At 63.3% G+C, this 22847-nt stretch carries 20 protein-coding genes; 10 read left to right on the top strand and 10 right to left on the bottom strand.

The genetic code is table 11. The features are described 5' to 3' along the window. Window positions 1-242: 242 nt before the first annotated feature. From NLX68_RS05515 to NLX68_RS05500, 4 genes are all read right to left on the bottom strand, one after another. Window positions 243-1574: a deoxyguanosinetriphosphate triphosphohydrolase gene (locus tag NLX68_RS05515; protein WP_010223335.1), complete on the bottom strand. Its 1332-nt coding sequence runs from the start codon at window positions 1572-1574 to the stop codon at window positions 243-245. Between the two features lie 320 nt (window positions 1575-1894). Continuing rightward, window positions 1895-2227 carry a hypothetical protein gene (locus NLX68_RS05510; protein ID WP_254283204.1) on the bottom strand — a complete coding sequence of 111 codons (333 nt, stop codon included), beginning with the start codon at window positions 2225-2227 and terminating at the stop codon, window positions 1895-1897. Next, window positions 2224-2601, bottom strand: a complete 378-nt coding sequence (locus NLX68_RS05505; protein WP_254283203.1) for a phage holin family protein — start codon at window positions 2599-2601, stop codon at window positions 2224-2226. The genes NLX68_RS05510 and NLX68_RS05505 overlap by 4 nt, the downstream gene beginning before the upstream one ends. A gap of 9 nt (window positions 2602-2610) precedes the next feature. Beyond that, window positions 2611-2925 (bottom strand): YqjD family protein, encoded by a 315-nt coding sequence (locus tag NLX68_RS05500; RefSeq protein ID WP_036996427.1) that lies wholly within the window; start codon window positions 2923-2925, stop codon window positions 2611-2613. Window positions 2926-3225: 300 nt separating this feature from the next. Between NLX68_RS05500 and NLX68_RS05495 the strand changes: the two genes are divergently transcribed. Continuing rightward, on the top strand, window positions 3226-4434 hold the full coding sequence (locus tag NLX68_RS05495) for an ammonium transporter (RefSeq protein ID WP_254283202.1): 1209 nt from the start codon (window positions 3226-3228) through the stop codon (window positions 4432-4434). A 5-nt stretch (window positions 4435-4439) separates the two neighbouring features. Here the strand turns inward: NLX68_RS05495 and NLX68_RS05490 are convergent, their stop codons facing one another. Next, window positions 4440-6398 carry a monovalent cation:proton antiporter family protein gene (locus NLX68_RS05490; RefSeq protein ID WP_254283201.1) on the bottom strand — a complete coding sequence of 653 codons (1959 nt, stop codon included), beginning with the start codon at window positions 6396-6398 and terminating at the stop codon, window positions 4440-4442. 177 nt (window positions 6399-6575) lie between these two features. Here NLX68_RS05490 and NLX68_RS05485 point away from each other — a divergent pair, with 177 nt between their 5' ends. The 4 genes from NLX68_RS05485 to NLX68_RS05470 all read left to right on the top strand — a co-directional run bounded on the left by NLX68_RS05485 (window position 6576) and on the right by NLX68_RS05470 (window position 8680). Further along, a complete protein-coding gene (locus tag NLX68_RS05485; protein ID WP_010223342.1) occupies window positions 6576-6812 on the top strand; it encodes a glutaredoxin family protein in 237 nt (78 codons plus the stop codon). 94 nt (window positions 6813-6906) lie between these two features. Next, window positions 6907-7338 carry a D-Ala-D-Ala carboxypeptidase family metallohydrolase gene (locus tag NLX68_RS05480; protein WP_254283199.1) on the top strand — a complete coding sequence of 144 codons (432 nt, stop codon included), beginning with the start codon at window positions 6907-6909 and terminating at the stop codon, window positions 7336-7338. Window positions 7339-7430: 92 nt separating this feature from the next. Next, on the top strand, window positions 7431-7742 hold the full coding sequence (locus NLX68_RS05475) for a transcriptional regulator (protein ID WP_254283197.1): 312 nt from the start codon (window positions 7431-7433) through the stop codon (window positions 7740-7742). 50 nt (window positions 7743-7792) lie between these two features. Next, window positions 7793-8680: a pseudouridine synthase gene (locus NLX68_RS05470; protein ID WP_254283195.1), complete on the top strand. Its 888-nt coding sequence runs from the start codon at window positions 7793-7795 to the stop codon at window positions 8678-8680. A 42-nt stretch (window positions 8681-8722) separates the two neighbouring features. Here NLX68_RS05470 and NLX68_RS05465 read toward each other — a convergent pair whose 3' ends face one another. The 3 genes from NLX68_RS05465 to acnA all read right to left on the bottom strand — a co-directional run bounded on the left by NLX68_RS05465 (window position 8723) and on the right by acnA (window position 14149). Beyond that, window positions 8723-10288: a PAS domain-containing methyl-accepting chemotaxis protein gene (locus NLX68_RS05465; protein ID WP_254283194.1), complete on the bottom strand. Its 1566-nt coding sequence runs from the start codon at window positions 10286-10288 to the stop codon at window positions 8723-8725. Between the two features lie 190 nt (window positions 10289-10478). Then, window positions 10479-11255 (bottom strand): CPBP family intramembrane glutamic endopeptidase, encoded by a 777-nt coding sequence (locus NLX68_RS05460; protein WP_254283193.1) that lies wholly within the window; start codon window positions 11253-11255, stop codon window positions 10479-10481. Between the two features lie 152 nt (window positions 11256-11407). Continuing rightward, on the bottom strand, window positions 11408-14149 hold the full coding sequence (gene acnA, locus NLX68_RS05455; protein ID WP_254283185.1) for an aconitate hydratase AcnA: 2742 nt from the start codon (window positions 14147-14149) through the stop codon (window positions 11408-11410). Window positions 14150-14402: 253 nt separating this feature from the next. Between acnA and rlmM the strand changes: the two genes are divergently transcribed. Then, window positions 14403-15467 (top strand): 23S rRNA (cytidine(2498)-2'-O)-methyltransferase RlmM, encoded by a 1065-nt coding sequence (rlmM, locus tag NLX68_RS05450; protein ID WP_254283184.1) that lies wholly within the window; start codon window positions 14403-14405, stop codon window positions 15465-15467. A 115-nt stretch (window positions 15468-15582) separates the two neighbouring features. Then, complete coding sequence (tusA, locus tag NLX68_RS05445; RefSeq protein ID WP_254283182.1) at window positions 15583-15825, top strand: sulfurtransferase TusA; 243 nt, start codon at window positions 15583-15585, stop codon at window positions 15823-15825. Here tusA and NLX68_RS05440 read toward each other — a convergent pair. Continuing rightward, window positions 15822-17219 (bottom strand): MATE family efflux transporter, encoded by a 1398-nt coding sequence (locus tag NLX68_RS05440; protein ID WP_254283180.1) that lies wholly within the window; start codon window positions 17217-17219, stop codon window positions 15822-15824. The genes tusA and NLX68_RS05440 overlap by 4 nt on opposite strands. A 143-nt stretch (window positions 17220-17362) precedes the next feature. Between NLX68_RS05440 and pdxB the strand changes: the two genes are divergently transcribed. Next, window positions 17363-18505, top strand: a complete 1143-nt coding sequence (gene pdxB, locus NLX68_RS05435; RefSeq protein ID WP_254283178.1) for a 4-phosphoerythronate dehydrogenase PdxB — start codon at window positions 17363-17365, stop codon at window positions 18503-18505. A 53-nt stretch (window positions 18506-18558) separates the two neighbouring features. On the opposite strand, the gene NLX68_RS05430 is transcribed toward pdxB, so the two are convergent. Beyond that, the gene (locus tag NLX68_RS05430; RefSeq protein ID WP_254283176.1) at window positions 18559-18732 is read right to left on the bottom strand and encodes a PA1571 family protein; all 174 of its coding nucleotides are present in this window, start codon (window positions 18730-18732) and stop codon (window positions 18559-18561) included. A gap of 276 nt (window positions 18733-19008) precedes the next feature. Between NLX68_RS05430 and NLX68_RS05425 the strand changes: the two genes are divergently transcribed. Both NLX68_RS05425 and NLX68_RS05420 read left to right on the top strand, forming a co-directional pair. Beyond that, window positions 19009-20781, top strand: a complete 1773-nt coding sequence (locus tag NLX68_RS05425) for an ABC transporter transmembrane domain-containing protein (protein ID WP_254283174.1) — start codon at window positions 19009-19011, stop codon at window positions 20779-20781. A 209-nt stretch (window positions 20782-20990) separates the two neighbouring features. Further along, entirely contained in the window at window positions 20991-22607 is a 1617-nt protein-coding gene (locus NLX68_RS05420) for a methyl-accepting chemotaxis protein (RefSeq protein ID WP_254283172.1), read from the top strand. The last annotated feature ends 240 nt before the right edge of the window (window positions 22608-22847 follow it).

Genomic DNA, 22847 nt, shown 5'->3' with positions numbered 1-22847 from the left:
CAGATAGAACAGGTCGCACATGAACTCAAGGCGTGTTAATCGATATATAGGAAAAGTCCTACTAACTTTGCAAACGGAGATTACAGAGGGTTCTTTGTAGGGCGGGTGTTGGGCGGGTTGAAAGTAAGGTGAAGTTACGAAAGTGCTAGTCTGTTGATGATCGTTATCTGCGTGTAAGTTATTTCCTACTGGCTATGGATACGCACGCACCGTCCGGTATCCGGACAGTGCGTCGCAGCCGTTCAGGTCGGGCTGGAGCGGCCAGTCATTTCACGGGCCATTTCACTGGCATAGCTGTCCGTCATCCCGGCAATGAAGTCGATCATGCGCAGAAAGGAGGTGTGCAGCGAGGCGTTGGGGCTTGGCGCGTTGTTACCCAGCAGGTCGAGGATGCGTCGGCTCTTGAACGAGGGCGTGCGACCGCCATGCTGCTCCAGGGCGGCGCCACAGAACGAGTTGAGGAGAATTTCCAGGGTGGTGTAGGCGCCAATTTCATGCAGGGTCTTGCGTTTGTCCTGGAAGATTTTCTTGCGCGCGATGTCCTTGGCCTGCAATACACAGCGTTTGGCCGGGCCATGCATATGCTCGACCAGATCGCCGTGGAGTGTGCCAGCCAGCAGGGCGTGCTGTTGCTCGACGAAGGCACGCGCGGCGGCGTTGGTCAGGTGCTCGATGGCTTTCCCGCGCAGGATCGCCAGTTTGCGCCGTCGAGAGTCGTCCGGACCCAGCTGACGGTAGGTTTCCGGTAGGTCGTCACCCACCAGGCTCAGCAGGAGCGACTCCACTTCGGCATAGTCAAGCAAGTCCATTTCCAGGCCGTCTTCCAGGTCGATCAGGGCATAGCAGATGTCATCGGCCGCCTCCATCAGGTAAACCAGTGGATGGCGTGCCCAGCGTTGTTCTTCGAGCTGTGGCAGGCCGAGCTTGCGGGCAATCTGTTCGAGCAATGGCAGTTCGCTCTGGTAGCAGCCGAACTTGTGTTTCTTGTAACCCAGTGCGTCGGCATGGCGCGCAGTCCAGGGGTACTTCAGGTAGGTGCCCAAGGTGGCATAGGTCAGTCGGGTGCCGCCATCGAACTGGTGGTACTCAAGTTGGGTGAGCACCCGGAAACCCTGGGCATTGCCTTCGAAGTTAAGGAAGTCGGCGCGCTCGGGCTCGCTCATCGCATCCAGCCAGCCGCGCCCGGCGGCCTGCTGGAACCAGTGGCGGATGGCGTCTTCGCCGGAATGGCCGAAGGGTGGGTTGCCGATGTCATGGGCCAGGCAGGCTGACTGCACGACCATGCCCAGGTCACTGGGTTCGCACCATTGCGGCAGGCTGGCGCGCAGGGTTTCGCCAACGCGCATGCCCAGCGAGCGGCCGACGCAGCTGACTTCCAGGGAATGGGTCAGGCGGGTGTGGATGTGGTCGTTGCTTGACACCGGGTGTACCTGGGTCTTGCGCCCCAGGCGGCGAAAGGCGCCGGAGAAGATGATCCGGTCGTGGTCTTTGTGGAACGGGCTGCGGCCGAGTTCTTCGGGGCTGTGCAGGGGTTTGCCGAGGCGTTCGCGGGTGAGCAGGGTGTGCCAATCCAAGGCCATTTCTCCGGTGCGGGGGGCAGGGGGGTAGCTTCGTGGTTTGGGTCTGGGGGTGCAAGTGGCTTTGTGAGCTTATCCGTTTACTGTTTGGGCGTTGCGGGCCCCTTCCGCCCTTACGGCGGGTTACTTTGGCAGTCGCCCCAAAGTAACCAAAGGGCTTGCCCCACCAGGGGCCCTTCTGGTTAACGGGGCCGGTGGATCAAGATCAAAAGCAGATCAAAAGCACAATTCGCTTCGCTCTTGCTAAACGCGCAGATCTGTGGGAGCGGGCTTGACCCGCGATCGAGCGCGCAGCGGTCGTCGTTCAGGCGCTGCACTTAACGCTTGCTACCAGCCCCTTGCATGGCCAGCTTCAACAACGGAATCAAGCTGGTCCCCAGGCGTACCAGTCGGCTGACGCTGCCGCTGCGGGCGCCTTTGCCGGTCAGGAAGCCCAGCAGCACCACGGCACCAATGCCCCACAACGGCGCGTGCTTGATGCCCAGGCCGCCTTGCAGCGAGTCGCCCATGGCGCGCAGGCGGGTCAGGGGGTTGAGCAGTTGCCCGGACTCATGGCGAATTTCCTGGCGGTGCATCTCCAGGCGCAGGCGCACCAGGGCCTTGCGCAGCTCTCGGCGGTTGGTCGATTGCGGTAGTTCAGGCAGGCTCATGGCAACAGGCGCTCCCGGTCCTTGGCAAGTTCTTCGAGGGTCGAGCTGAACGGCGACGATTCATCGAACACCGCAGCCTTCAGGCGCAGGCCGCAAAACAGCGCCGCCAGCCCATAGAACACGCACAGGCCAACGATGCCCGCCAGACGATAGCTGTCCCAGAGCATCACCAGCACCAGGCCGGAGAGGGCGGTCAGCAACAGCAGGGCAAATACCAGGGCCAGCCCGGCCAACAGCAGCAGGCTCAGGGTCCGGGCCTTCTGCTCCTGCAATTCGATGCCAAACAGTTCGACATGGCCGTGCAACAGGCCCAGTACCGCCGCACCGAGGCGCTTGCTGGAGGGGCCGGCGCCGGCCAGTGGTTCGCTTTCCATGCTCGGTCCTCAGCGGCGGGTGGCCAGCAAGCCAATCAGGAAGCCGACACCGGCGGCGATGCCGATCGACTGCCAGGGATTGCTCTGCACGTAATCTTCAGTGGCGCTCAGGGCCGCCTGGCCTTGTTCGCGTACCGAGTCCTGGGTCAGTTGCAGGGTTTCCCGGGCGCGCAGCAGGCTGTCGTGGATCTGTTCGCGCAGTTCATCGGCCTGATCGCCAGCCAGGGTTGCCGTGTGTTCCAGCAGCTTCTCGGTATCGCGTACCAGGGCCTGGAAGTCAGCCATCAGTATTTCTTGAGCAGTCTTTGCCGATTTGCTGGCCATGGGGCTCTCCCTAACAGTGTGTATGGCTATTTCGAGTCGTGGGCGCGGGCGAAGGTTCAAGTGCAATTCACTGGTACAGCTTTTGCTTTGCCGTGGTGCGCCGGGGCCGGTGCCTGCGCCGCTTGTGGGCGTGGACAAACACCGGACCTGTAAACCTTAACCCAATCCACGACAAACCCAAGGAAAAACTCCCGTATCACCCGGATTGGCCAGGGAGGTGGCCGTGACAACGATCCAGGTTGGTGCACGAAGGAGTGTATCTGAGCTGTCTTGGTGCTTTTTTGCAGGCCTGCCTACTCCATGGAAAATTTGCAAAGCGCAGTGGACACCCTGGTCCACGGCTCCAACACGCTGTTCATTTTGCTCGGTGCGGTGATGGTCCTGGCCATGCACGCAGGTTTCGCCTTCCTTGAGGTGGGCACTGTGCGGCACAAGAACCAGGTCAACGCCCTGTCGAAGATTCTCAGCGATTTTGCCGTTTCGACCCTGGCGTACTTTTTTATCGGCTACTGGATTTCCTACGGTGTCAGCTTCCTGCAGCCGGCGCAGGTGTTGAGCCAGGTGCATGGTTACAGCCTGGTAAAGTTCTTTTTCCTGCTGACCTTTGCCGCGGCGATTCCGGCGATCATTTCCGGCGGTATCGCCGAACGTGCACGCTTTGCCCCGCAATTGTGCGCCACGGTGTTGATCGTGGCCTTTGTCTACCCGTTCTTCGAAGGCATCGTCTGGAATGGCAACTTTGGCCTGCAGGCCTGGCTGGCGGCGCGTTTTGGTGCAGGCTTTCATGATTTTGCCGGCTCCGTCGTGGTGCATGCTGTGGGGGGCTGGCTGGCGCTGGCAGCGGTATTGCTGCTGGGGCCGCGCAACGGCCGTTATCGCGACGGCAAGCTGGTGGCGTTTGCGCCGTCGAACATTCCTTTCCTGGCGCTGGGTTCGTGGATCCTGATCGTCGGCTGGTTCGGTTTTAACGTCATGAGCGCACAAACCCTGCAAGGGGTCAGCGGCCTGGTGGCGGTCAACTCGTTGATGGCCATGGTTGGCGGAACGGTGGCGGCCTTGGTGGTAGGGCGCAATGACCCGGGCTTCCTGCACAACGGTCCGTTGGCCGGGTTGGTGGCGGTGTGCGCAGGTTCCGACCTGATGCACCCGGTGGGCGCGCTGGCTACCGGGGCGATTGCCGGCGCCTTGTTTGTCGGGTGCTTTATCGCCGCGCAGAACACCTGGAAGATCGATGATGTGCTGGGCGTGTGGCCGTTGCATGGCTTGTGCGGGGTATGGGGCGGGATTGCCTGCGGGATCTTCGGCCAGAGTGCCTTGGGCGGGTTGGGCGGGGTCAGCCTGGTCAGCCAGCTGCTCGGCAGTTTGGCCGGGGTGCTGGTGGCCCTGATCGGCGGCTTTGCCGTGTACGGGGGGATCAAACTGTTGCTCGGTCTGCGCCTGAGTCAGGAGCAAGAGTATTACGGCGCCGACCTGTCGATTCACAAGATCGGCGCCACCAGTCAGGACTGAATCGTTCAGCGCCCGGCGAGCAAGCGTGCTTGGCAGGCTTCCACGGCGCTCAACGGGCCGCTGACCAGCACCGCATCACCGGCGTGCAGGCAGGTGCCGGTGTCCACTTGCAGCTCCTCGCCCTGGCGCTGGACCGCCTGCAGCTCGACGCCCAGTTGTTCAAGGCCCAGTTCGCTCAAGGAACGGCCACAGGCGAAGGCTTCGGCGCCGAGGTTGACCGCGTGCATCATGGCCTTGGGCAGGCCTTCACTGTCGACCGGGCTGGTCTGGGCGCCATGGTAGAAGGCATGCAGCAGGCGGTAGCGGGTCTTGCGCACCTCATCCACCCGGTGCTGTACCTGATCTTGCGGCAGGCCGAGCATCACCAGGGCATGGGAGGCCAGCATCAGGCTCGACTCCAGCAGCTCCGGGACCACCGCCGTGGCGCCGGCCGCGCGCAGCTCGTCGCGCTGGCTGTCGTCGCGGGTGCGTACCAGGATCTGCACCTGGGCGTGACGCGCGCGGGCGGCCTTGAGCACACTCAAGGCGATGTCGGTCTTGTCCACGGCTATCACCAGTAGCCGCGCCCGCTCAAGGCCGATGGCAGTGAGCAGTTCACCACGGCGCGAGTCGCCGTAGTGCACGCAACTTTCCCCGGCGGCGGCTTCCTGAACCCGCACCGGGTCGTCATCCAGAGCGATAAAGGGAATGTCCTCGCGGCGCAGGAAGCGCCCGATCGACTGGCCAACCCGGCCGTAGCCGCAGATCAGCACATGGCCGTTCATCGAGGCGCTCTGGGCTTCGATTTCTTCCAGTTGAACTTCCTGGTTGGGCTTGCGATGCAGGCGCGCGGCAATGCCGGGGGCGGCTCGGAGCAGCAGGGGGGTGACCAGCATCGAGCAGAAGGTCGCGGCCAGCAGCAGGTGCCCCAACTCCTCGGGCAGCAGCTGGGTCTGTTGCATCTGCGCCATCAGGGCGAAACAGAACTCGCCGCCCTGGGCCAGGGCCAGGCCGCTGCGCCAGGCGGTTTCAGCGTCGCTGCCGCGCACCCGCACCAGGGCGGCGACGATGCAGCCCTTGACCAGCAGCAGTGCCAGGGTCAGGCCGAGGATCTGCAGGCCATGGCTGGCAAACAGCTGCAGGTCGATAAGCATGCCGATACTGACGAAAAACAGCCCCAGCAGGATGTCGCGGAACGGGCGGATGTCCGCTTCGATCTGATGACGGTAATTGCTTTCGCCCAGCAGCATGCCGGCGAGGAAGGCCCCCAGGGCCGGGGACAGCCCCAGCAGATGAGTCAGCCATGCAGTCAGCAGCACGATCACCAAGGCCAGAAGCACGAACAATTCCGCCGAATGCGAGCTGGCCACTTCATGAAACAGGCGCGGCAGCAGCCAGCGGCTGGCCAGCAGCAGGCCGACGAAGAGGATTACGGTCTTGCCCAGGGTCAAGGGCAAGGCCCAATACCAAGCCTGGCCGCTCTGGCCGGCAAACACCGGGACCAGGGTCAGCAGCAACACCGCCACCACATCCTGGAACAGCAGCACGCCGATGGCGTTCTGGCCGTGGCTGCTGAAGATCTCACCGAGGCTGGTCAGCTCCTTGCTGACGATTGCCGTGGACGAGAGCGCAAGACCTGCGCCTAACAGCAATGCCGCGTTGCTCGGCATGCCCAGCAGGGCCAGCAGCCCGGCAAGCAGGATGCTGGTGCAGATCACCTGCAGGCTACCCAGGCCAAACACCACCTGGCGCAAGGCAAGCATCTTCGACAGGGAAAACTCAAGCCCTAAGGAAAACAGCAGAAACACCACACCCATTTCGGCCAGGTCCGGCAGCTCCTCACTTTCATTGACCCAGTCCAGGGCGGTAGGGCCAACGAACAGACCGACGCACAAATAGCCGAGTACCGGCGGCAACTTCAGGCGCCGGAAGATAGCGATGACGACCAGCGATGAGGCCAGGATGATCAACAGGTTGGCAAACACAAAACACTCCCTTGCGAAACAGCGAAAAAACCATTAAGTCTGAACGACTTGCGCCATTTGGCCATTGATGTGCATCAGCACTTCAATGCCGTTCGCCGACTTCAAGGGCGGCGCTCGACTGGCCCCGAATGCAGACCTAGAATAATGATCCGTTCCTACAGATGCTGGTACCCATAAATGCCTCCTGAATGCCAATTGTTCGGCACCCTGGGGTGTCACCTGTGTGAAGTGGCCGAGGCGCTGCTGATGCCGTTTGTTGAGCATGGGCTGCTGGTCGAGCTGGTTGATATCGCCGACCATGAGGGTATGTTCGAAGCCTATGGCCTGCGAATTCCTGTGCTGCGCCGATGTGATTCCGGGGCGGAGCTGAACTGGCCGTTTGACGCCGAACAAGTCGTGACCTTTCTGAAGTAAAGCAGTCGTGGGCGGGGAGCCGCTTCCGGTCGTGCGTTGATTGAGCGGTGCGGGGACAATCCTTGGCGAATTCAAAACGCCAAGGAATGGTCCTATGCTGCTTTCCCCGCATTTCACTCTCGCCGAGATGACCGTCTCGGAAACCGCCGCACGTCGCGGTATCGACAATTCCCCCAATGAGCAGATCATCAGCAACCTGCAACGGCTCAGCGCCGGGCTCGAAGAGATTCGCAGCCTGATCGGGCGGCCGATCCTGATCAGCAGCGGCTACCGCTCGCAAGCGCTGAACCAGGCGATCGGTGGCTCAGCCGGCAGTGTTCATACTCAAGGCCTGGCGGCGGATATCAACGCTGCCGGGCTGTCGCCCCGCGAGCTGGCCATGCGGGTAATGGACAGTGACCTGATGTTCGATCAGTTGATCCTGGAGTTCGACCAGTGGGTGCACTTTGGCCTAAGCGCCAATGTGCCGCGCCGTCAGGTGCTGACCATTCGCTACGACAGTGGTTATCTCCCTGGCCTGGTCTGACAGCTGCTGTCTGATTGACGCCGGCGATATCTCTGAATATGCTGTATATAAATACAGTACAGGGGTGGCGCTTGCGTCGAGGGTCCGGATCAATGGTCAATGTCGAACAACTGAAATATTCCGTCAATCGCATGGCTGTCGAGGTCGTGAGTGAAGCGGTGCTCGAGTTGCGCCTTGACGGCCTGGTGCTGGAAGGCAAAACGCCGTTCAACAAAGTGCACTTCAACACGTGCTTCGCCGAGATCGAAGCCTTGTTCCAGCGTGCTGGCTATCATCGGCCGCTGGATGTGGTCGGTTATCAGGGCCTGCTGTACGCCCTCTACGATCCCAGCCGTTGGGAGGCGGTCGAGGTGCTGCGCTGGCTCAAGGAGTACATCGAGGCTGCAGCCGCCGAAGCTGGCTGAGCGGGCGGGCATGGGGGATAATGGCCGGTCCACCTGTCTCGAGTGTTCCCATGGCCACGCCCCCCTTCGATCCGGCTCAGCATCAAGCCAGTACTGTCTGCCTGCCGCCTGGCAACTGGGCGACGGTACTCGATTGCTTGAGCGAGCACTTCAAGGCCATTGGCCGCGAGCAGTGGCTCGATCGCATCGCCCGCGGCCGGGTGCTGGATGCTCAGGGGGCGCCGATCAGCGCCACGCTTGTCTACCGTCCGGGCCTGCGCATCCATTATTTTCGCGAAGTGCCGAACGAGAAGCCGATTCCGGTCGAAGAGGCCATCCTGCACATCGATGAGCACCTGGTGGTGGCGGACAAACCGCATTTTTTGCCGGTCACCCCGACTGGCGAGTATGTCGAGCAGACCTTGCTGCGCCGGCTGATCCGTCGTCTCGACAACCCCAATCTGGTGCCCTTGCACCGCATCGACCGGCATACCGCCGGGCTGGTGCTGTTTTCGGCCAACCCGCAGAGCCGTTCGGCCTATCAGTCGCTGTTCCCCAACCGGCAGATCGACAAACGCTACCAGGCCATCGCCCGCGCCTTGCCCGAGCGTGCGTTTCCGTTGGTGCACAAGAGCCGCCTGGTCAATGGCGAGCCGTTCTTTCGCATGCAGGAGGTGGACGGGCTGAGCAACAGCGAAACCCTGGCCGACGTGCTGGAGAAAAACGGCGAACTGTGGCGCTACGGGCTGTCGCCGGTGACCGGCAAGACCCACCAGCTGCGCGTGCACATGACCGCGCTGGGCGCGAGTATCTGCAATGATCCGTTCTATCCGGACATCGTTCAGGGGCCGGACGATTACAGCAAACCATTGAAGCTGTTGGCCCACAGCCTGCGCTTCAAGGACCCGCTGAATGGCGCAGAGCGTTACTTCGAAAGCCGGCTGACGCTCGACTGGTAAGGCGCGAAGCCGCGCACCGCCAAAGGCGGTGCGCGGTAGGGCTCAGCGGTTGAAACGCTCCACCAGCGAGTACTGGGTGGTCGCGGTACGGGTCAGCTCTTCGCTGAGCAGTGCCGAATGCTGGGCCTGTTCCGAGGTCTGGTCGGCCAGTTGGGCGATGGTGCTGATGTTGCGGCTGATTTCGTCGGCAACCGCAGTCTGCTCTTCGGTGGCGGCGGCAATCTGCGTGGCCATGTCGGTGATGTTGGCCACCGCTTCACTGATACCCACCAATGCCTGGTCGGCTTCCATCACCCGTGCAACGCCTTCTTCAGCCTGGCGATGACCGCTTTCCATGGTCTGCACGGCGCTGTTGGCGGTTTGTTGCAGCTTGGCGATCAGGCCGTGGATCTGCCCGGTGGACTCGGCGGTGCGTTGTGCCAGTTGACGCACCTCGTCAGCGACCACGGCAAAACCGCGACCCATCTCGCCAGCACGGGCCGCTTCGATGGCGGCGTTCAGGGCCAGCAGGTTGGTCTGGTCGGCAATGCCCTTGATCACATCGACCACGCCACCGATCTCGTCGCTGTCGCGGGCCAGCTGAGTGACGGTCAGGCCGGTTTCGCCAACGGCAGCCGACAGGCGCTGGATGGCTTCGCGGGTTTCCCCGGCGATGTCGCGGCCACGGCCGGTCAGGCGATTGGCTTCCTGGGTGGCATCGGCCGTGCGCTGGACGTGGTTGGCCACTTCCTGGGTGGTGGCGGCCATCTGGTTGACGGCGGCGGCGACCTGCTCGGTCTCGACCCGCTGGCGTTCCAGGCCCGAGGAGCTGTTGTGGGCCAGGGTGTCGGACTGACGCGCTTGCTCGTTAAGGTGTTCGGCGGTGTCCTGCAGGCGGGTCAGGCAGGTTTTCATCCGTGCGTCCTGGCTGAGCATGGCCATTTCCAGGCGCGCCTGCACGCCGCGGCTGTCGGTGTACATCTGCGCGATCAGCGGGTCGGAGGTGGTCTGTTCGGCCAGGCGCAGCAGGCGCTTGAGGCCGCGTTGCTGCCAGCTCAGGCCGAGCAGGCCGAGCGGTACCGAGAGGCCGGCGGCCAGGGCGAAGCCCCAGGAGTGGCCCAGCCAGTTACCGATCAAAAAGCCGACCTGGCTAACCAGAATGAACGGCAGCCAGTCCTGTACCACCGGCAGCCACTTGTCGCGACGCGGAATCGCCGGCTTGCCCTGGTTGATGCGCTGGTACAAGGCCTCGGCGCGGCGTACCTGCTCGGCGGAGGGCTTGACCCGCACCGACTCGAAACCCACCACCTGATTGTTCTCGAACACCGGCGTGACATAGGCGTTGACCCAGTAATGGTCACCCGACTTGCAGCGGTTCTTGACGATGCCCATCCAGGGCAGGCCTTGCTTGAGCGTGGTCCACATATGCGCAAATACTGCGGGCGGCACATCCGGGTGACGCACCAGGTTGTGCGGCGCGCGCATCAGCTCCTCGCGGGAGAAACCGCTGATCTCGACGAAAGCGTCGTTGCAGTAAGTGATCACGCCCTTGGCATCAGTGGTCGAAATCAACCGTTGCTGAGCTGGGAAAGTCCGTTCGCGCTGGGTAATCGGCTGGTTGTTACGCATTAGCTGTTCAATCCGCAAGGCTTTCGAAAGGTATCGGCACGCCGGGGGTTTTGTTGAATGAATATTTGCAGGGTTTGATTTTGATCAAGGAGTCCTGATCTGACCTGCGCTAAGACATCCGTGCAAAGTTCAACAAATTAGCTGCATTCTTTCATGCTTTTGACACAAAAGTCAGCTAATGACCGCCTGTTCACGACGGCATCAGCATCGGGTAGCTGAAACCGGAAAAATGCGCCAGGTTCAGGCCAAAATGGCACAGTAGCGCAGCGAAGAGGCCGCCATAACGGTAAGCCAGGCCATAGCCAATACCGGCCAGGCCAGCCAGCAACACCCATTGCCAGCCGCCACCCAGGTGGGCCAGGCCGAACAGTGTGGCGGCCAATAGCAGGGCCAGGTTCTGGTTCTTTAGCAGCCGTTGCAGGCCGCCCTGGATATAGCCCCGAAACAGCAGCTCTTCAGTCAGGCACACCAGCAGCAGGTTGTTCATTGCCCAGACCCAGCCTTGCTCTGGCCACTTTGGCGCCCAGGCGACCATCCCCAACAGCCAGGCAGCGCCCAGGCACACCGCGACAACCACGGGTAAGGTCAGGGCGAGGCTGGCCAATGGGCGCTTGTTCTTCAGCGCCAGCACCCAAGGGCAGGCCAGGAGCAGCCAGAAGCCAATCAGCGGCTTGTCGAGGTTCAGGTACATGGAAAAGGGCAGGGCATCGCTGCTAAAGCGCACCTTGTCGATAACCTTGGCGCCGCTGAAGCCCGGCAGCATATGCAGGGCCAGGGCGATGGCCAGCATCACGAACAGGGCATGGCCGACCAGTTTTTGCCAGAGGCTGGCGCGGCGCACCAGCAGGCCGGCGCACAGCAGGGCAATCAGGGTGGGCAGGGCCAGCAGGCCGAGGTTGCCTTTGAACAGGGCGAAGATATAACCGAGGCCGAGCAGCGCCAGGCCGATCCATTGCGGAGCAAGCATGAGACATCCTATGAAAAGCAAAACGTGAACCCTTCGACTGCGTTACTGCGGTCGAGGACACGCCTCTCGGCCATCCTTTGGCCATTACTGCTTATCCTACGTGTTCTGCTGCACAGGGCAAAGGCCCGGTCACCAAGGACCGGGCCGTGACTTCAGGCTGCGATCAATTGCCGCAGCACATAGTGAAGGATGCCGCCGGCCTTGAAGTACTCCACTTCGTTGAGGGTGTCGATCCGGCACAGCACTTCGATCTGTTCCTGGCGACCATCCTCGCGGCTGATCTTCAGGTTCAGGGTCATGTGCGGTTGCACCTGGGCATGGCTCAGGCCGAGGATGTCGATACGCTCGCGGCCATCCAGCGCCAGGCTCTTGCGGTTCTGCCCGGGCTTGAACTGCAGCGGCAACACGCCCATGCCCACCAGGTTGGAGCGGTGGATGCGTTCGAAGCTCTCTGCCAGCACCGCCTTGACCCCCAGCAGGTTGGTGCCCTTGGCGGCCCAGTCGCGGCTGGAGCCGGTGCCGTACTCCTGCCCGGCAATCACCACCAGGGGCGTGCCATCGGCCTGGTAGCGCATGGCCGCGTCGTAGATCGCCAGTTTCTCGCCAGTGGGCACGTACAGGGTGTTGCCACCTTCTTCTCCGCCGAGCATTTCGTTGCGGATGCGGATATTGGCGAAGGTGCCGCGCATCATCACTTCATGGTTGCCGCGCCGTGAGCCGTAGGAGTTGAAGTCGCGGGGCTCTACGCCCTTGTCGCGCAGGTAGTGTCCGGCCGGGCTGTCGGCCTTGATGTTGCCGGCCGGGGAGATGTGGTCGGTGGTCACCGAGTCGCCGAGCAGGGCCAGCACCCGGGCGCCGTGGATATCCTCGATCACCGGCAGTGGCCCGGTAATGGCATCGAAAAACGGTGGATGCTGGATGTAGGTGGAATCGTCCTGCCATACATAGGTGGCCGCCTGCGGCACTTCAATGGCTTGCCACTGGGCGTCGCCGGCGAACACCTCGGCATACTCCTTGTGGAACATTGCAGTATCGACGCTGGCCACGGCATCGGCGATTTCCCGTTGGCTTGGCCAGATGTCGCGCAGGTACACCGGCTGGCCATCCTTGCCGATGCCCAGCGGGTCACGGCTGATATCGATGCGCACGGTGCCGGCCAGGGCGTAGGCGACCACCAGCGGCGGCGAGGCCAGCCAGTTGGTTTTCACCAGCGGGTGCACGCGGCCTTCGAAGTTGCGGTTGCCCGAGAGCACCGAGGCGACGGTAAGGTCGGCGCTGGTGATGGCTCTCTCGATGGCTTCGTCCAGCGGGCCGGAGTTGCCGATGCAGGTGGTGCAGCCATAGCCGACCAGGTCGAAGCCCAGGGCGTCGAGGTACTGGGTCAGGCCGGCGGCCTTGTAGTAGTCGGTCACCACTTTGGAGCCGGGGGCCAGGGAGCTCTTGACCCAGGGTTTGCGCTGCAGGCCTTTCTCGATCGCTTTTTTCGCCACCAGGCCTGCGGCCATCATCACGCTGGGGTTGGAGGTGTTGGTGCAGGAGGTGATCGCAGCGATCACTACCGCGCCGTTTCTGAGCAGGTGTTGCTGGCCTTGATGCTCATAGCTGACTTCGCCGGCCTGGTCGGCATTGCCCACCGCCACGCCGCCACCGCCCTCGCTTTCCAGGCGGCCTTCTTCCTTGCTCGACGGCTTGAGTTGCAGGCCGATGAAGTCATCGAAGGCCTGGCTGACATTGCGCAGGGCCACGCGGTCTTGCGGGCGCTTGGGCCCGGCCAGGCTCGCTTCGACTTCATTCAAGTCCAGGGCCAGGGCGTCGGTGAATACCGGCTCCTGGCCGGGCAGGCGCCACAGGCCCTGGGCCTTGCAGTAGGCCTCGACCAGTTTCACCGTGGCTTCAGGGCGGCCCGACAGGCGCAGGTAGTCGAGGGTAATCTGGTCGACCGGGAAGAAGCCGCAGGTGGCGCCGTACTCCGGCGCCATGTTGGCGATGGTGGCGCGGTCCGCCAGGGGCAGGTCGGCCAGGCCGTCGCCGTAGAACTCGACGAATTTGCCGACCACGCCTTTCTTGCGCAGCATCTGCGTGACGGTCAGCACCAGGTCGGTGGCGGTGATGCCTTCACGCAGCTTGCCGGTCAGCTTGAAGCCGATCACTTCCGGGATCAGCATCGACACTGGCTGGCCGAGCATCGCCGCCTCGGCCTCGATACCGCCCACGCCCCAGCCCAGCACGCCCAGGCCGTTGATCATGGTGGTGTGCGAATCGGTGCCGACCAGGGTGTCGGGGAAGGCGTAGGTGCGCCCGTCCTCTTCACGGGTCCAGACGGTGCGGCCCAGGTACTCAAGGTTGACCTGGTGGCAGATGCCGGTGCCCGGCGGCACCACGCTGAAGTTGTCGAAGGCGTTCTGGCCCCAGCGCAGAAAAGCATAGCGTTCACCGTTGCGCTGCATTTCGATGTCGACGTTCTGGGCAAAAGCCTGCGGGCTGGCGTAGCGGTCGACCATCACCGAGTGGTCGATGACCAGGTCGACCGGCGACAACGGGTTGATCCGCTGTGGGTCGCCGCCGGCCTTGGCCATGGCCGCGCGCATGGCCGCCAGGTCGACCACCGCCGGAACGCCAGTGAAGTCCTGCATCAGCACCCGTGCCGGGCGGTACTGGATTTCGCGGTCGGAGCGCCGCTCCTTGAGCCAGTTGGCCAGCGCCGAAAGGTCGCCGCTGGTGACGGTCTTGCCGTCTTCCCAGCGCAGCAGGTTTTCCAGCAGCACTTTCAGCGACATCGGCAGGCGCTGCAGGTCGCCGAGGGTGCGAGCGGCGTCGGGCAGGCTGTAATAGTGGTAGAGACGATCATCGACCGTCAGGGTCTTGAGGGTTTTCAGGCTATCGAGCGAGGGCATTACCAACTCCTTCTGCGCCGGTGAACGGCAATCTTCCCTGCTGTCGCCGGTTCACCGCCTCTGTGACGGTCCGCACGGCACGGACCTGGCTGAACGGTCAGGTTAGCCCTGTTTGGCGGACCTGACCATGTACTGGACCGGCAGGAAGTGTCGCAGGTTCCGAACTTCCTTTATCATTCGCCGATTTACCGGCGCTGCGTATTGCGCCCGGTCAGGGTTGGCGTGATTGGGCGCCATCCGTCCTGGAGTGAAGATGAATACCCTGTTTATGCATTGCCGGCCCGGTTTCGAAAGTGAAGTCTGTGCCGAAATCGCCGAGCACGCTGCGCGCCTGAACGTCGCCGGCTACGCCAAGGCCAAGCCGCAGAGCGCCTGCGCCGAGTTCATCTGCAACGACGCCGAAGGTGCCGAGCAAATGATGCGCGAGCTGCGTTTTGCCCAGCTGATCTTCCCCCGGCAATGGGCCCGCGGCGCGTTCATCGAGCTGCCGGAAACCGATCGCATCAGCGTACTGCTCGAAGCCCTGGCTGATTATCCGCAGTGCGGCAGCCTGTGGCTGGAGGTGATGGACACCAACGACGGCAAGGAGCTTTCGACCTTTTGCCGCAAGTTCGAAGTGCCGCTGCGCAAAGCCCTGAGCAAGGCCGGGCGCCTGGTTGAGGATGCGCACAAGCCACGTTTGCTGCTGACCTTCGTCAGCGGCCGGCGGGTGTTTGTCGGCCTGGCGGCGGCGGACAACTCGGCGATGTGGCCGATGGGCATTCCGCGCCTGAAATTCCCCCGCGAAGCACCGAGCCGTTCGACCCTGAAGCTGGAAGAGGCCTGGCACCACTTCATCCCGCGCGAGCAGTGGGATGCGCGGCTGTCCGATGACATGACCGGGGTCGACCTCGGCGCGGCGCCGGGTGGCTGGACCTATCAACTGGTCAAGCGCGGCATGCTGGTGACCGCCATCGACAACGGCCCCATGGCCGAAAGCCTGATGGACACCGGCCTGGTCCAGCACCTGATGGCCGACGGCTTTACCTACAAGCCCAAGCAGACCGTGGACTGGATGGTCTGCGATATCGTCGAGAAGCCGGCGCGCAGTGCCGCCTTGCTGGAAACCTGGCTGGGCGAAGGCCTGTGCCGGGAGGCGGTGGTCAACCTCAAGTTGCCGATGAAGCAGCGTTATGCCGAAGTGCGGCGCTTGCTCGAACGCATCGAGGAAGGCTTCAAGGCGCGCAAGGTCAAGGTGTCGATTGGCTGCAAGCAGCTGTATCACGACCGCGAAGAAGTGACCTGCCACTTGCGCCGCCTGGATCTGAAACCGCGGTGAGGCTGTGGGAGCGGGCTTGACCCGCGATAACCGCTATCGCGGGGCAAGCCCGCTCCTACAGGATGACCTTGCCAGTGGCTTGAGCGACAATAGCTGATTGTTTCCGGAGTTCTACATGACTGACTTCACCCCAGATGCCATCCTCGACGCCACCGGCCTGAACTGCCCGGAGCCGGTGATGATGCTGCACCAGCACATTCGCGACCTGGCCCCCGGTGGCCTGCTCAAGGTGATCGCCACCGATCCCTCGACCCGTCGCGATATCCCCAAGTTCTGTGTGTTCCTGGACCACGAGCTGGTCCAGCAGCAGGAAGAGGCGGGCACCTACCTGTACTGGATCCGCAAGAAGCTCGACTAACGCTTTTCGGCGCGGCGAATGTGCTTGGCACTGCTGCGCGCCAAGCGAATCGCCAGCATCAGCGCCGCGCAGGTAAGCCCGGCAATCAGGCCTTCCCACAAGCCGTTAGGGCCGCTGGCCGGGCCGAACAGGTCGGTCAGGCCCAGCACATAACCCACCGGCAAGCCGATCCCCCAGTAGGCGAACAGGGTCAGGATCATGGTTACCCGGGTGTCCTGGTAGCCGCGCAGGGCGCCGGCAGCGATCACCTGGATGGCGTCGGAGAACTGATACAGCGCGGCATACACGATCAGCATCGCGGCAATCTGGATCACTGCCGTATCCGGGGTGTAGATCGAGGCGATCGGCTCGCGCATCAGCAGGATCAAGCTGGCCGAGAAGCAGGCGAACACCAGCGCCGCGCCCAGGCCGACCAGGGCGGCGAAGCGCGCCTGGCGTGGCAACCCGGCGCCGATGGCCTGACCGACCCGTACGGTCACCGCCATCCCCAGCGAATACGGAATCATGAACAGCAGCGAGCTGATGTTCAGGGCAATCTGGTGCCCGGCGACCACGGTCGGGCCGAGGCTGCCGATCAGCAGGGCAATCACCGCGAAGATGCTCGACTCGGCGAACACCGCGATGCCGATCGGCAGGCCGACCCCGACCAGGCGCTTGATCACCGGCCATTGCGGCTTGTCGACACGCACCAGCACCCGGCTCATGGCATAGGCCGGGGCCCAGCGGGTCCAGGCGGCCATGCTCAGGGCCATGAACCACATGACAATGCCACTGGCCCAGCCGCAACCGACACCGCCCAGGGCCGGCAGGCCCAGATGGCCGTAGATCAGCACATAGTTCAGCGGAATGTTCAGCAGCAGGCCGGACAGGCCGATGACCATGCTTGGCCGGGTCCGGCCCAGGGCATCGCTATAGCAGCGCAGCACGTAATAAAGGGCGACGCCGGGGAAGCCGAAGGCGATGCCTTGCAAATAGCCCATGCTCGGCGCTACCAGTTGCGGGTCGACTTTCATCACCAGCAGGATCGGTTCGGCGCTGAGCAACAGGCCGCTGGCAATCAGGCCAACGCTCAGCGCCAGCCACAACGCCTGACGCACCAGCGGGCCGATCTCGGCATGCTGGCCGGCGCCATAGCGCTGGGCAACCTTGGGCGTGGTCGCCAGCAGGGTGCCGGTCATCAGCAGGTACACCGGGATCCAGATCGAGTTGCCCAGGGCCACTGCTGCCAGGTCGCGCGGGCTGACCCGGCCAGCCATCACCGCATCGACAAAGCCCATGGCGGTGGTCGCCAACTGGGCAATGATGATTGGCGTGGCCAGCATCAGCAGGCCGCGCAGCTCGGTGCGGACCCGCGCCGGGCGCGACAGGGAGGGGGTTTGGGTATCGGCGGTCATCGGTGTCACAAGGCAGGCGTCCACATAAAAGATGGGCAAAGCCGGCTAGTCTACGCCTTGACGCGGCAGTCAGGAAACCTTGCCTGCCTGTGGATCAGTCCACCCGTCTCGGCCTACACTGCGCACCCCGATAGGAGAGCGCCATGCTGATTGTTGCTGACGAGAATATCCCGCTGCTCGATGCCTTCTTTGCCGGCTTCGGCGAGATCCGCCGTTATCCCGGGCGCGCTATCGATGCCGCCTGCGTGAAGGACGCCGACGTGCTGCTGGTGCGTTCGGTGACCCAGGTCGACCGGGCCTTGCTCGACGGCAGCCAGGTGAAGTTTGTCGGCACCTGCACCATCGGCACCGATCACCTGGCCCTGGATTACTTCGCCGAGGCCGGTATTCACTGGTCCAGCGCGCCGGGCTGCAACGCCCGTGGGGTGGTCGATTATGTGCTTGGCAGCCTGCTGACCCTGGCCGAACTCGACGGCGCCAGCTTGCCTGCGCGTACCTATGGGGTGGTGGGGGCCGGTGAAGTCGGTGGGCGCCTGGTCGAGGTGCTGCGTGGCCTGGGCTGGCAGGTGCTGGTGTGTGATCCGCCGCGTCAGGCGCGCGAAGGCGGCGACTACGTGAGCCTGGAGCAGGTGCTTGAACAGTGCGATGTGATCAGCCTGCACACCCCGCTGACCCACGGCGGCGAGCAACCCACCTGGCACTTGCTGGGCCAGCAGCAATTGGCGCGCCTGCGCCCGGGGGCCTGGCTGATCAACGCCAGCCGTGGCCCGGTAGTGGACAATCAGGCGCTGCGCCAACTGCTGCGCGAGCGCGATGACCTCCAGGCGGTACTCGATGTCTGGGAAGGCGAGCCCCAGGTCGACCTGGCCCTGGCCGACCTCTGCGTGATTGCCACCCCGCATATTGCCGGCTACAGCCTGGACGGCAAGCAACGCGGCACGGCGCAGATCTATCAGGCGTTCTGCGCTTGGCGCGGCGAGCCTGAGCGGGTGCAACTGGCCGACCTGCTACCGCAGCCGTGGCTGGCCGAAATCGCCTTGCAGGCCGAGACCGATCCGGCCTGGGCCCTGGCCACCCTGTGCCGGGCAGTGTATGACCCGCGCCGCGACGATGCCGATTTTCGCCGTAGTTTGAGCCGCGACCCGGCTCAGCAGAAGGCCGCCTTCGACCGCCTGCGCAAACACTACCCGCCGCGTCGCGAGATCGAAGGCCTGGCCGTGCGCTTGCACGGCGAGGCACCGCAGTTGGCGCAGCTGGTCCGCGCCCTGGGCGCAGTGCTGGTCTGAATCGCGAGCAATAAAAACCCGGCGCGTGCGCCGGGTTGAAGAATTCGGGTGGGTCAGTCTTTCTTGGCGAGTTCTACCCGGCTTTTTTCCAGCTCCTCGCAGGCATGCTGGATCATCTCTTCGGTGATGATAATTTCTTTACCATCCTTGTCGATGATCGTGCCGCCTACCGATGCCTGCGGGTTAGACACGGGTTTTTCCTGGGTATTGCCTTGTTGCAAGCTCATTTCCTGTCTCCTCATCAGGTTGCAAGCTCAGACTAGAATCGCCTCGTGACCGGCCTGTGACAGCTCTCTTGTTTATCACTGCGCGACCTGTCCACTCCACCAGAAAGGTGAGTAAACCTCCAGTGGTACTTTAGACCGAAACGGTCTAGCCCGCTGCGCCCTGGGTCTTATATGCCCAGGTTCTGGTGCCGACGCCTGCCATTACCGGGAGTTCCTTGGCGCTGGACGAGCGGTCCGGTGTAGGCTGGCGCAAACAGCAGACAAACGGCGTACTCCATGCTCAACCGGTTTTCTCCCCGCCAGCGCCAGGCCATGCGCCTGGGGTGGCGTTTCATCCGTCCTTACCGCAAGCAGGTGCTGCTGGCCTTGCTGGCGCTGATAGTCACCGCCGCGATTACCCTGTCCATGGGCCAGGGCATCCGCCTGTTGGTCGACCAGGGCTTCATGACCCGCTCGCCGCACCTGCTCAATCAGTCCATCGGCCTGTTCCTGCTATTGGTGCTGGCCCTGGCGATCGGCACCTTCAGCCGCTTTTACCTGGTGTCCTGGATTGGCGAGCGTTGTGTGGCCGATATTCGCCAGCAGGTGTTCGACCACCTGATCGATCTGCACCCGGGCTTTTTCGAAAACAACCGCAGCTCGGAAATCCAGTCGCGGCTGACCGCCGATACCACCTTGCTGCAGTCGGTGATCGGCTCGTCGCTGTCGTTGTTCCTGCGCAATGCTTTGATGGTGCTGGGCGGGATCGTCCTGCTGTTTGTCACTAACCCCAAGCTCACCAGCATCGTGGTGCTGGCCTTGCCGCTGGTGCTGGCGCCGATCCTGATCTTCGGCCGGCGGGTGCGCAGCCTGTCGCGGCAAAGCCAGGACCGGGTGGCCGATGTCGGCAGCTACGTGGCCGAAACCCTCGGCCAGATCAAGACCGTGCAGGCCTACAACCATCAGGCCAGTGACCAGCAGCGATTCGCCACGACGGTCGAGGCGGCCTTCGCTGTGGCACGCCAGCGCATCCTCCAGCGCGCCTGGCTGATCACCCTGGTGATCGTGTTGGTGCTTGGCGCGGTCGGGGTGATGCTCTGGGTCGGTGGCATGGATGTGATCGCCGGGCGCATTTCCGGGGGTGAACTGGCCGCTTTCGTGTTCTACAGCCTGATCGTCGGCAGTGCTTTTGGCACCTTGAGCGAAGTGATCGGTGAGCTGCAGCGTGCCGCAGGGGCGGCCGAGCGGATTGCCGAGCTGCTGGCGGCGCGCAGCGAGATTGTTGCGCCGGCGCAAGGCCTGCAGCGTACGGCGGCGCGGGTCAGCGGGCGGGTCGAGTTGCAGTCCGTGGGTTTTGCCTATCCGTCACGGCCGACGCCGCCCGCCATCGATGGCTTGAGCCTGACGGTCGAGCCCGGCGAAACCCTGGCCCTGGTCGGCCCGTCGGGGGCGGGCAAGTCGACGCTGTTCGACCTGCTGCTGCGCTTTTATGACCCGCAGCAAGGGTGCATCCGGCTCGATGGCCAGGATATCAGTCGCCTGGATCCCCAGGACCTGCGCCGCCACTTCGCCCTGGTGGCGCAAAACCCGGCGCTGTTTTTTGGTACGGTGGAAGACAACATCCGCTACGGGCGGGCCGATGCCACGGTCGAGCAGGTCCAGGCCGCGGCCCGCAGTGCCCATGCCCATGAATTCATCCTGCAGCTGCCCAAGGGTTATCAGACCCATCTGGGGGATGCAGGCCTCGGATTGTCGGGTGGTCAGCGCCAGCGCCTGGCGATTGCCCGGGCATTGCTGATGGATGCACCGATCCTGTTGCTCGATGAAGCCACCAGCGCCCTCGATGCCCAGAGCGAGCACCTGATCCAGCAAGCGCTGCCGACCTTGATGAGCGGGCGCACCACCCTGGTGATCGCCCATCGCCTGGCCACGGTGCAGCATGCTGATCGCATTGCGGTGATCGACCAGGGCCGGTTGGTGGCGATCGGCAGTCATCGCCAGCTGATTGCCGAGAGCCCCTTGTATGCGCGGCTGGCGGCGTTGCAGTTCAACACCATGACGGATTTGTGACGGCTTCCTGCAAACTGTCACAATTCTGTAGCAATGCCTTGAGACTATCTGCTCCAGCTGTTGCGTAATGCTTGAACCTGGCTGCTATCGATCGATGGCAGCTTTTTTTTGGTCTGCCGTCAGCGGCCAAAGAACAAGGACAGGGAGGTCTTTGCCGGGTCGACGCCACGTGCGTCGCGTCCTCATTCCTTGTTTCGGGACTTCTTCCGATGTTGCGTACATCCCTCAGAGTGCAAATCCTCGCCTTGCTCGGCGGCAGCCTGCTGGCGATTCTGCTGATCGCCCTGGTGTGTTTTCAATTGTTGTCCTCCAGCGTGCGTGGCTATGGGCAATTGATCGACGGGCCGTTGCAGGCGTCGCAGTTGATCGATGAGGCCAACCTGCAGTTCAAGGTTCAGGTCCAGGAATGGAAGAACGTGCTGCTGCGCGGCAAGCAGCCCACCGAGCTGGACAAGTACTGGCAGCAGTTTTTGGCGCGCGAGCAGCAGGTACAAGGCATCCTTGACCAGTTGATCGAGCACAGCGAGCAGCCGCTCAAGGCTCGCGCCGAGCAGCTCAAGGACAGTCACCGGCAGTTGGGCCAGGCATACGCGCAAGGGCGTCAGGCGTTTCTGGCCGCGGGTGCTGATCCTGCGGTCGGCGACCAGGCGGTAAAAGGCGTCGACCGCGCCGCCAGCGAACAGATGAGCGCGCTGGTCACGCAACTGCGCACTGATGCCCAGGCGCGCGCCCAGGCCATCAGCCAGTCGGCTGAGCGCACCGTCTGGCTGGGGCTGCTGGTGATGTTCGGCTCGGCCGTGCTGGTCGGCCTGTTCAGCCTGTGGCTGGTCAACCGCAGCCTGATCGAGCCGATCCGCGGCTTGATCGACTATGTCGCGCAACTGAGCCAGGGGCGCTTCGAGGCCCGGGTCGCCAGTGACCGTCGGGATGAGCTGGGGCGGCTGGCGGTGGCGGCCAACACCCTGCGCGACTTTCTTGCCGACACTTTCAGCCGCCTGCAGCGCAACGCCGGGGAGCTGGAGAGCGCCAGTGGCGACCTGCGCGGTATTGCCGGCAACATGGCGCGCGGCACCGACGATCAGTTCCAGCGTACCGACCAGGTCGCCACGGCGATGCATGAAATGTCCGCGACCGCCCAGGAAGTCGCCCGCCATGCCGCCGATGCCGCGCGTGCCGCCGATGAAGCCGATCACAGCGCCCAGGCCGGCGAGCAGGTGATGCAGCAGACCATCGACACCATTGCCGTGGTCAACCAGGAAATCGCCGGCACCGCCGTGGTGATTCGTCATCTGGAAGCCGATAGCGGGCGCATTGGCAAGGTCCTGGAAGTGATTCGCGGTATTGCCGAGCAGACCAACCTGTTGGCGCTCAATGCTGCCATTGAGGCGGCGCGGGCCGGGGAGGCCGGGCGCGGTTTTGCCGTGGTCGCCGATGAAGTGCGCAGCCTGGCCCAGCGCACCGCGGCCTCCATTGCTGAAATCAACCAGATCATCAGTGCCGTGCAGTCCGGCGCGGTGGACGCGGTCAAGGCCATCGAAAGCGGCCAGCGGCGCAGTGAAGAGGGGGCCGAACAGGTGCAGCAGGCCGGGCAGATGCTGCAGCGCATCACCGTGGCGGTGGAGGCCATTCGCGATATGAACCGGCAGATTGCCACGGCCGCCGAAGAGCAAACCAGCGTTGCCGAGGATATCTCCCGCAACCTGGTGGAAATCACCCGCATCGCCACCACCAACCAGCAGGCCGTGCAGCAGACCGAGCAGGCCGGCCAGCATTTGCACGGGCTGTCCGGGCAGCTTGGCGAAGTCACCGCACGCCTGAGTGCTTGAGCAACGAAGGGGGAAATCCGCCACATCCAGCGTCCGCAGCCTGGCAATGTGGCGGATTGTCGCCAGCTAAACCGTTAAAGTTGGGGTGCGACGACTCGTCCTAGCTATTAGCCGTTGGTCTTGTGAAAGTTGGCCCGTTTCCTGCTTTAAGGCGACCCACCCTGACAGCGGCGGCCTTGCCCCGTGTCTGGCGTGACGACCGTTCCCGATCCATCGAACAACCCCAGCCGCCATCCATTG

It is taken from the genome of Pseudomonas sp. SBB6 (assembly GCF_024213215.1).
GTDB lineage: Bacteria > Pseudomonadota > Gammaproteobacteria > Pseudomonadales > Pseudomonadaceae > Aquipseudomonas > Aquipseudomonas donghuensis.
This window is presented reverse-complemented; position numbering and strand designations above follow the sequence as displayed.

Excerpts from the sequence above, each read along its gene's own strand:
- NLX68_RS05510 (WP_254283204.1), bottom strand. The coding sequence starts at position 2,227 with ATGAGCCTGCCTGAACTACCGCAATCGACCAACCGCCGAGAGCTGCGC.
- NLX68_RS05505 (WP_254283203.1), bottom strand. The coding sequence starts at position 2,601 with ATGGAAAGCGAACCACTGGCCGGCGCCGGCCCCTCCAGCAAGCGCCTC.
- NLX68_RS05500 (WP_036996427.1), bottom strand. The coding sequence starts at position 2,925 with ATGGCCAGCAAATCGGCAAAGACTGCTCAAGAAATACTGATGGCTGAC.
- NLX68_RS05495 (WP_254283202.1), top strand. The coding sequence starts at position 3,226 with ATGGAAAATTTGCAAAGCGCAGTGGACACCCTGGTCCACGGCTCCAAC.
- NLX68_RS05485 (WP_010223342.1), top strand. The coding sequence starts at position 6,576 with ATGCCTCCTGAATGCCAATTGTTCGGCACCCTGGGGTGTCACCTGTGT.
- NLX68_RS05480 (WP_254283199.1), top strand. The coding sequence starts at position 6,907 with ATGCTGCTTTCCCCGCATTTCACTCTCGCCGAGATGACCGTCTCGGAA.
- NLX68_RS05475 (WP_254283197.1), top strand. The coding sequence starts at position 7,431 with ATGGTCAATGTCGAACAACTGAAATATTCCGTCAATCGCATGGCTGTC.
- NLX68_RS05470 (WP_254283195.1), top strand. The coding sequence starts at position 7,793 with ATGGCCACGCCCCCCTTCGATCCGGCTCAGCATCAAGCCAGTACTGTC.
- NLX68_RS05465 (WP_254283194.1), bottom strand. The coding sequence starts at position 10,288 with ATGCGTAACAACCAGCCGATTACCCAGCGCGAACGGACTTTCCCAGCT.
- NLX68_RS05460 (WP_254283193.1), bottom strand. The coding sequence starts at position 11,255 with ATGCTTGCTCCGCAATGGATCGGCCTGGCGCTGCTCGGCCTCGGTTAT.
- acnA (WP_254283185.1), bottom strand. The coding sequence starts at position 14,149 with ATGCCCTCGCTCGATAGCCTGAAAACCCTCAAGACCCTGACGGTCGAT.
- rlmM (WP_254283184.1), top strand. The coding sequence starts at position 14,403 with ATGAATACCCTGTTTATGCATTGCCGGCCCGGTTTCGAAAGTGAAGTC.
- tusA (WP_254283182.1), top strand. The coding sequence starts at position 15,583 with ATGACTGACTTCACCCCAGATGCCATCCTCGACGCCACCGGCCTGAAC.
- NLX68_RS05440 (WP_254283180.1), bottom strand. The coding sequence starts at position 17,219 with ATGACCGCCGATACCCAAACCCCCTCCCTGTCGCGCCCGGCGCGGGTC.
- pdxB (WP_254283178.1), top strand. The coding sequence starts at position 17,363 with ATGCTGATTGTTGCTGACGAGAATATCCCGCTGCTCGATGCCTTCTTT.
- NLX68_RS05430 (WP_254283176.1), bottom strand. The coding sequence starts at position 18,732 with ATGAGCTTGCAACAAGGCAATACCCAGGAAAAACCCGTGTCTAACCCG.
- NLX68_RS05425 (WP_254283174.1), top strand. The coding sequence starts at position 19,009 with ATGCTCAACCGGTTTTCTCCCCGCCAGCGCCAGGCCATGCGCCTGGGG.
- NLX68_RS05420 (WP_254283172.1), top strand. The coding sequence starts at position 20,991 with ATGTTGCGTACATCCCTCAGAGTGCAAATCCTCGCCTTGCTCGGCGGC.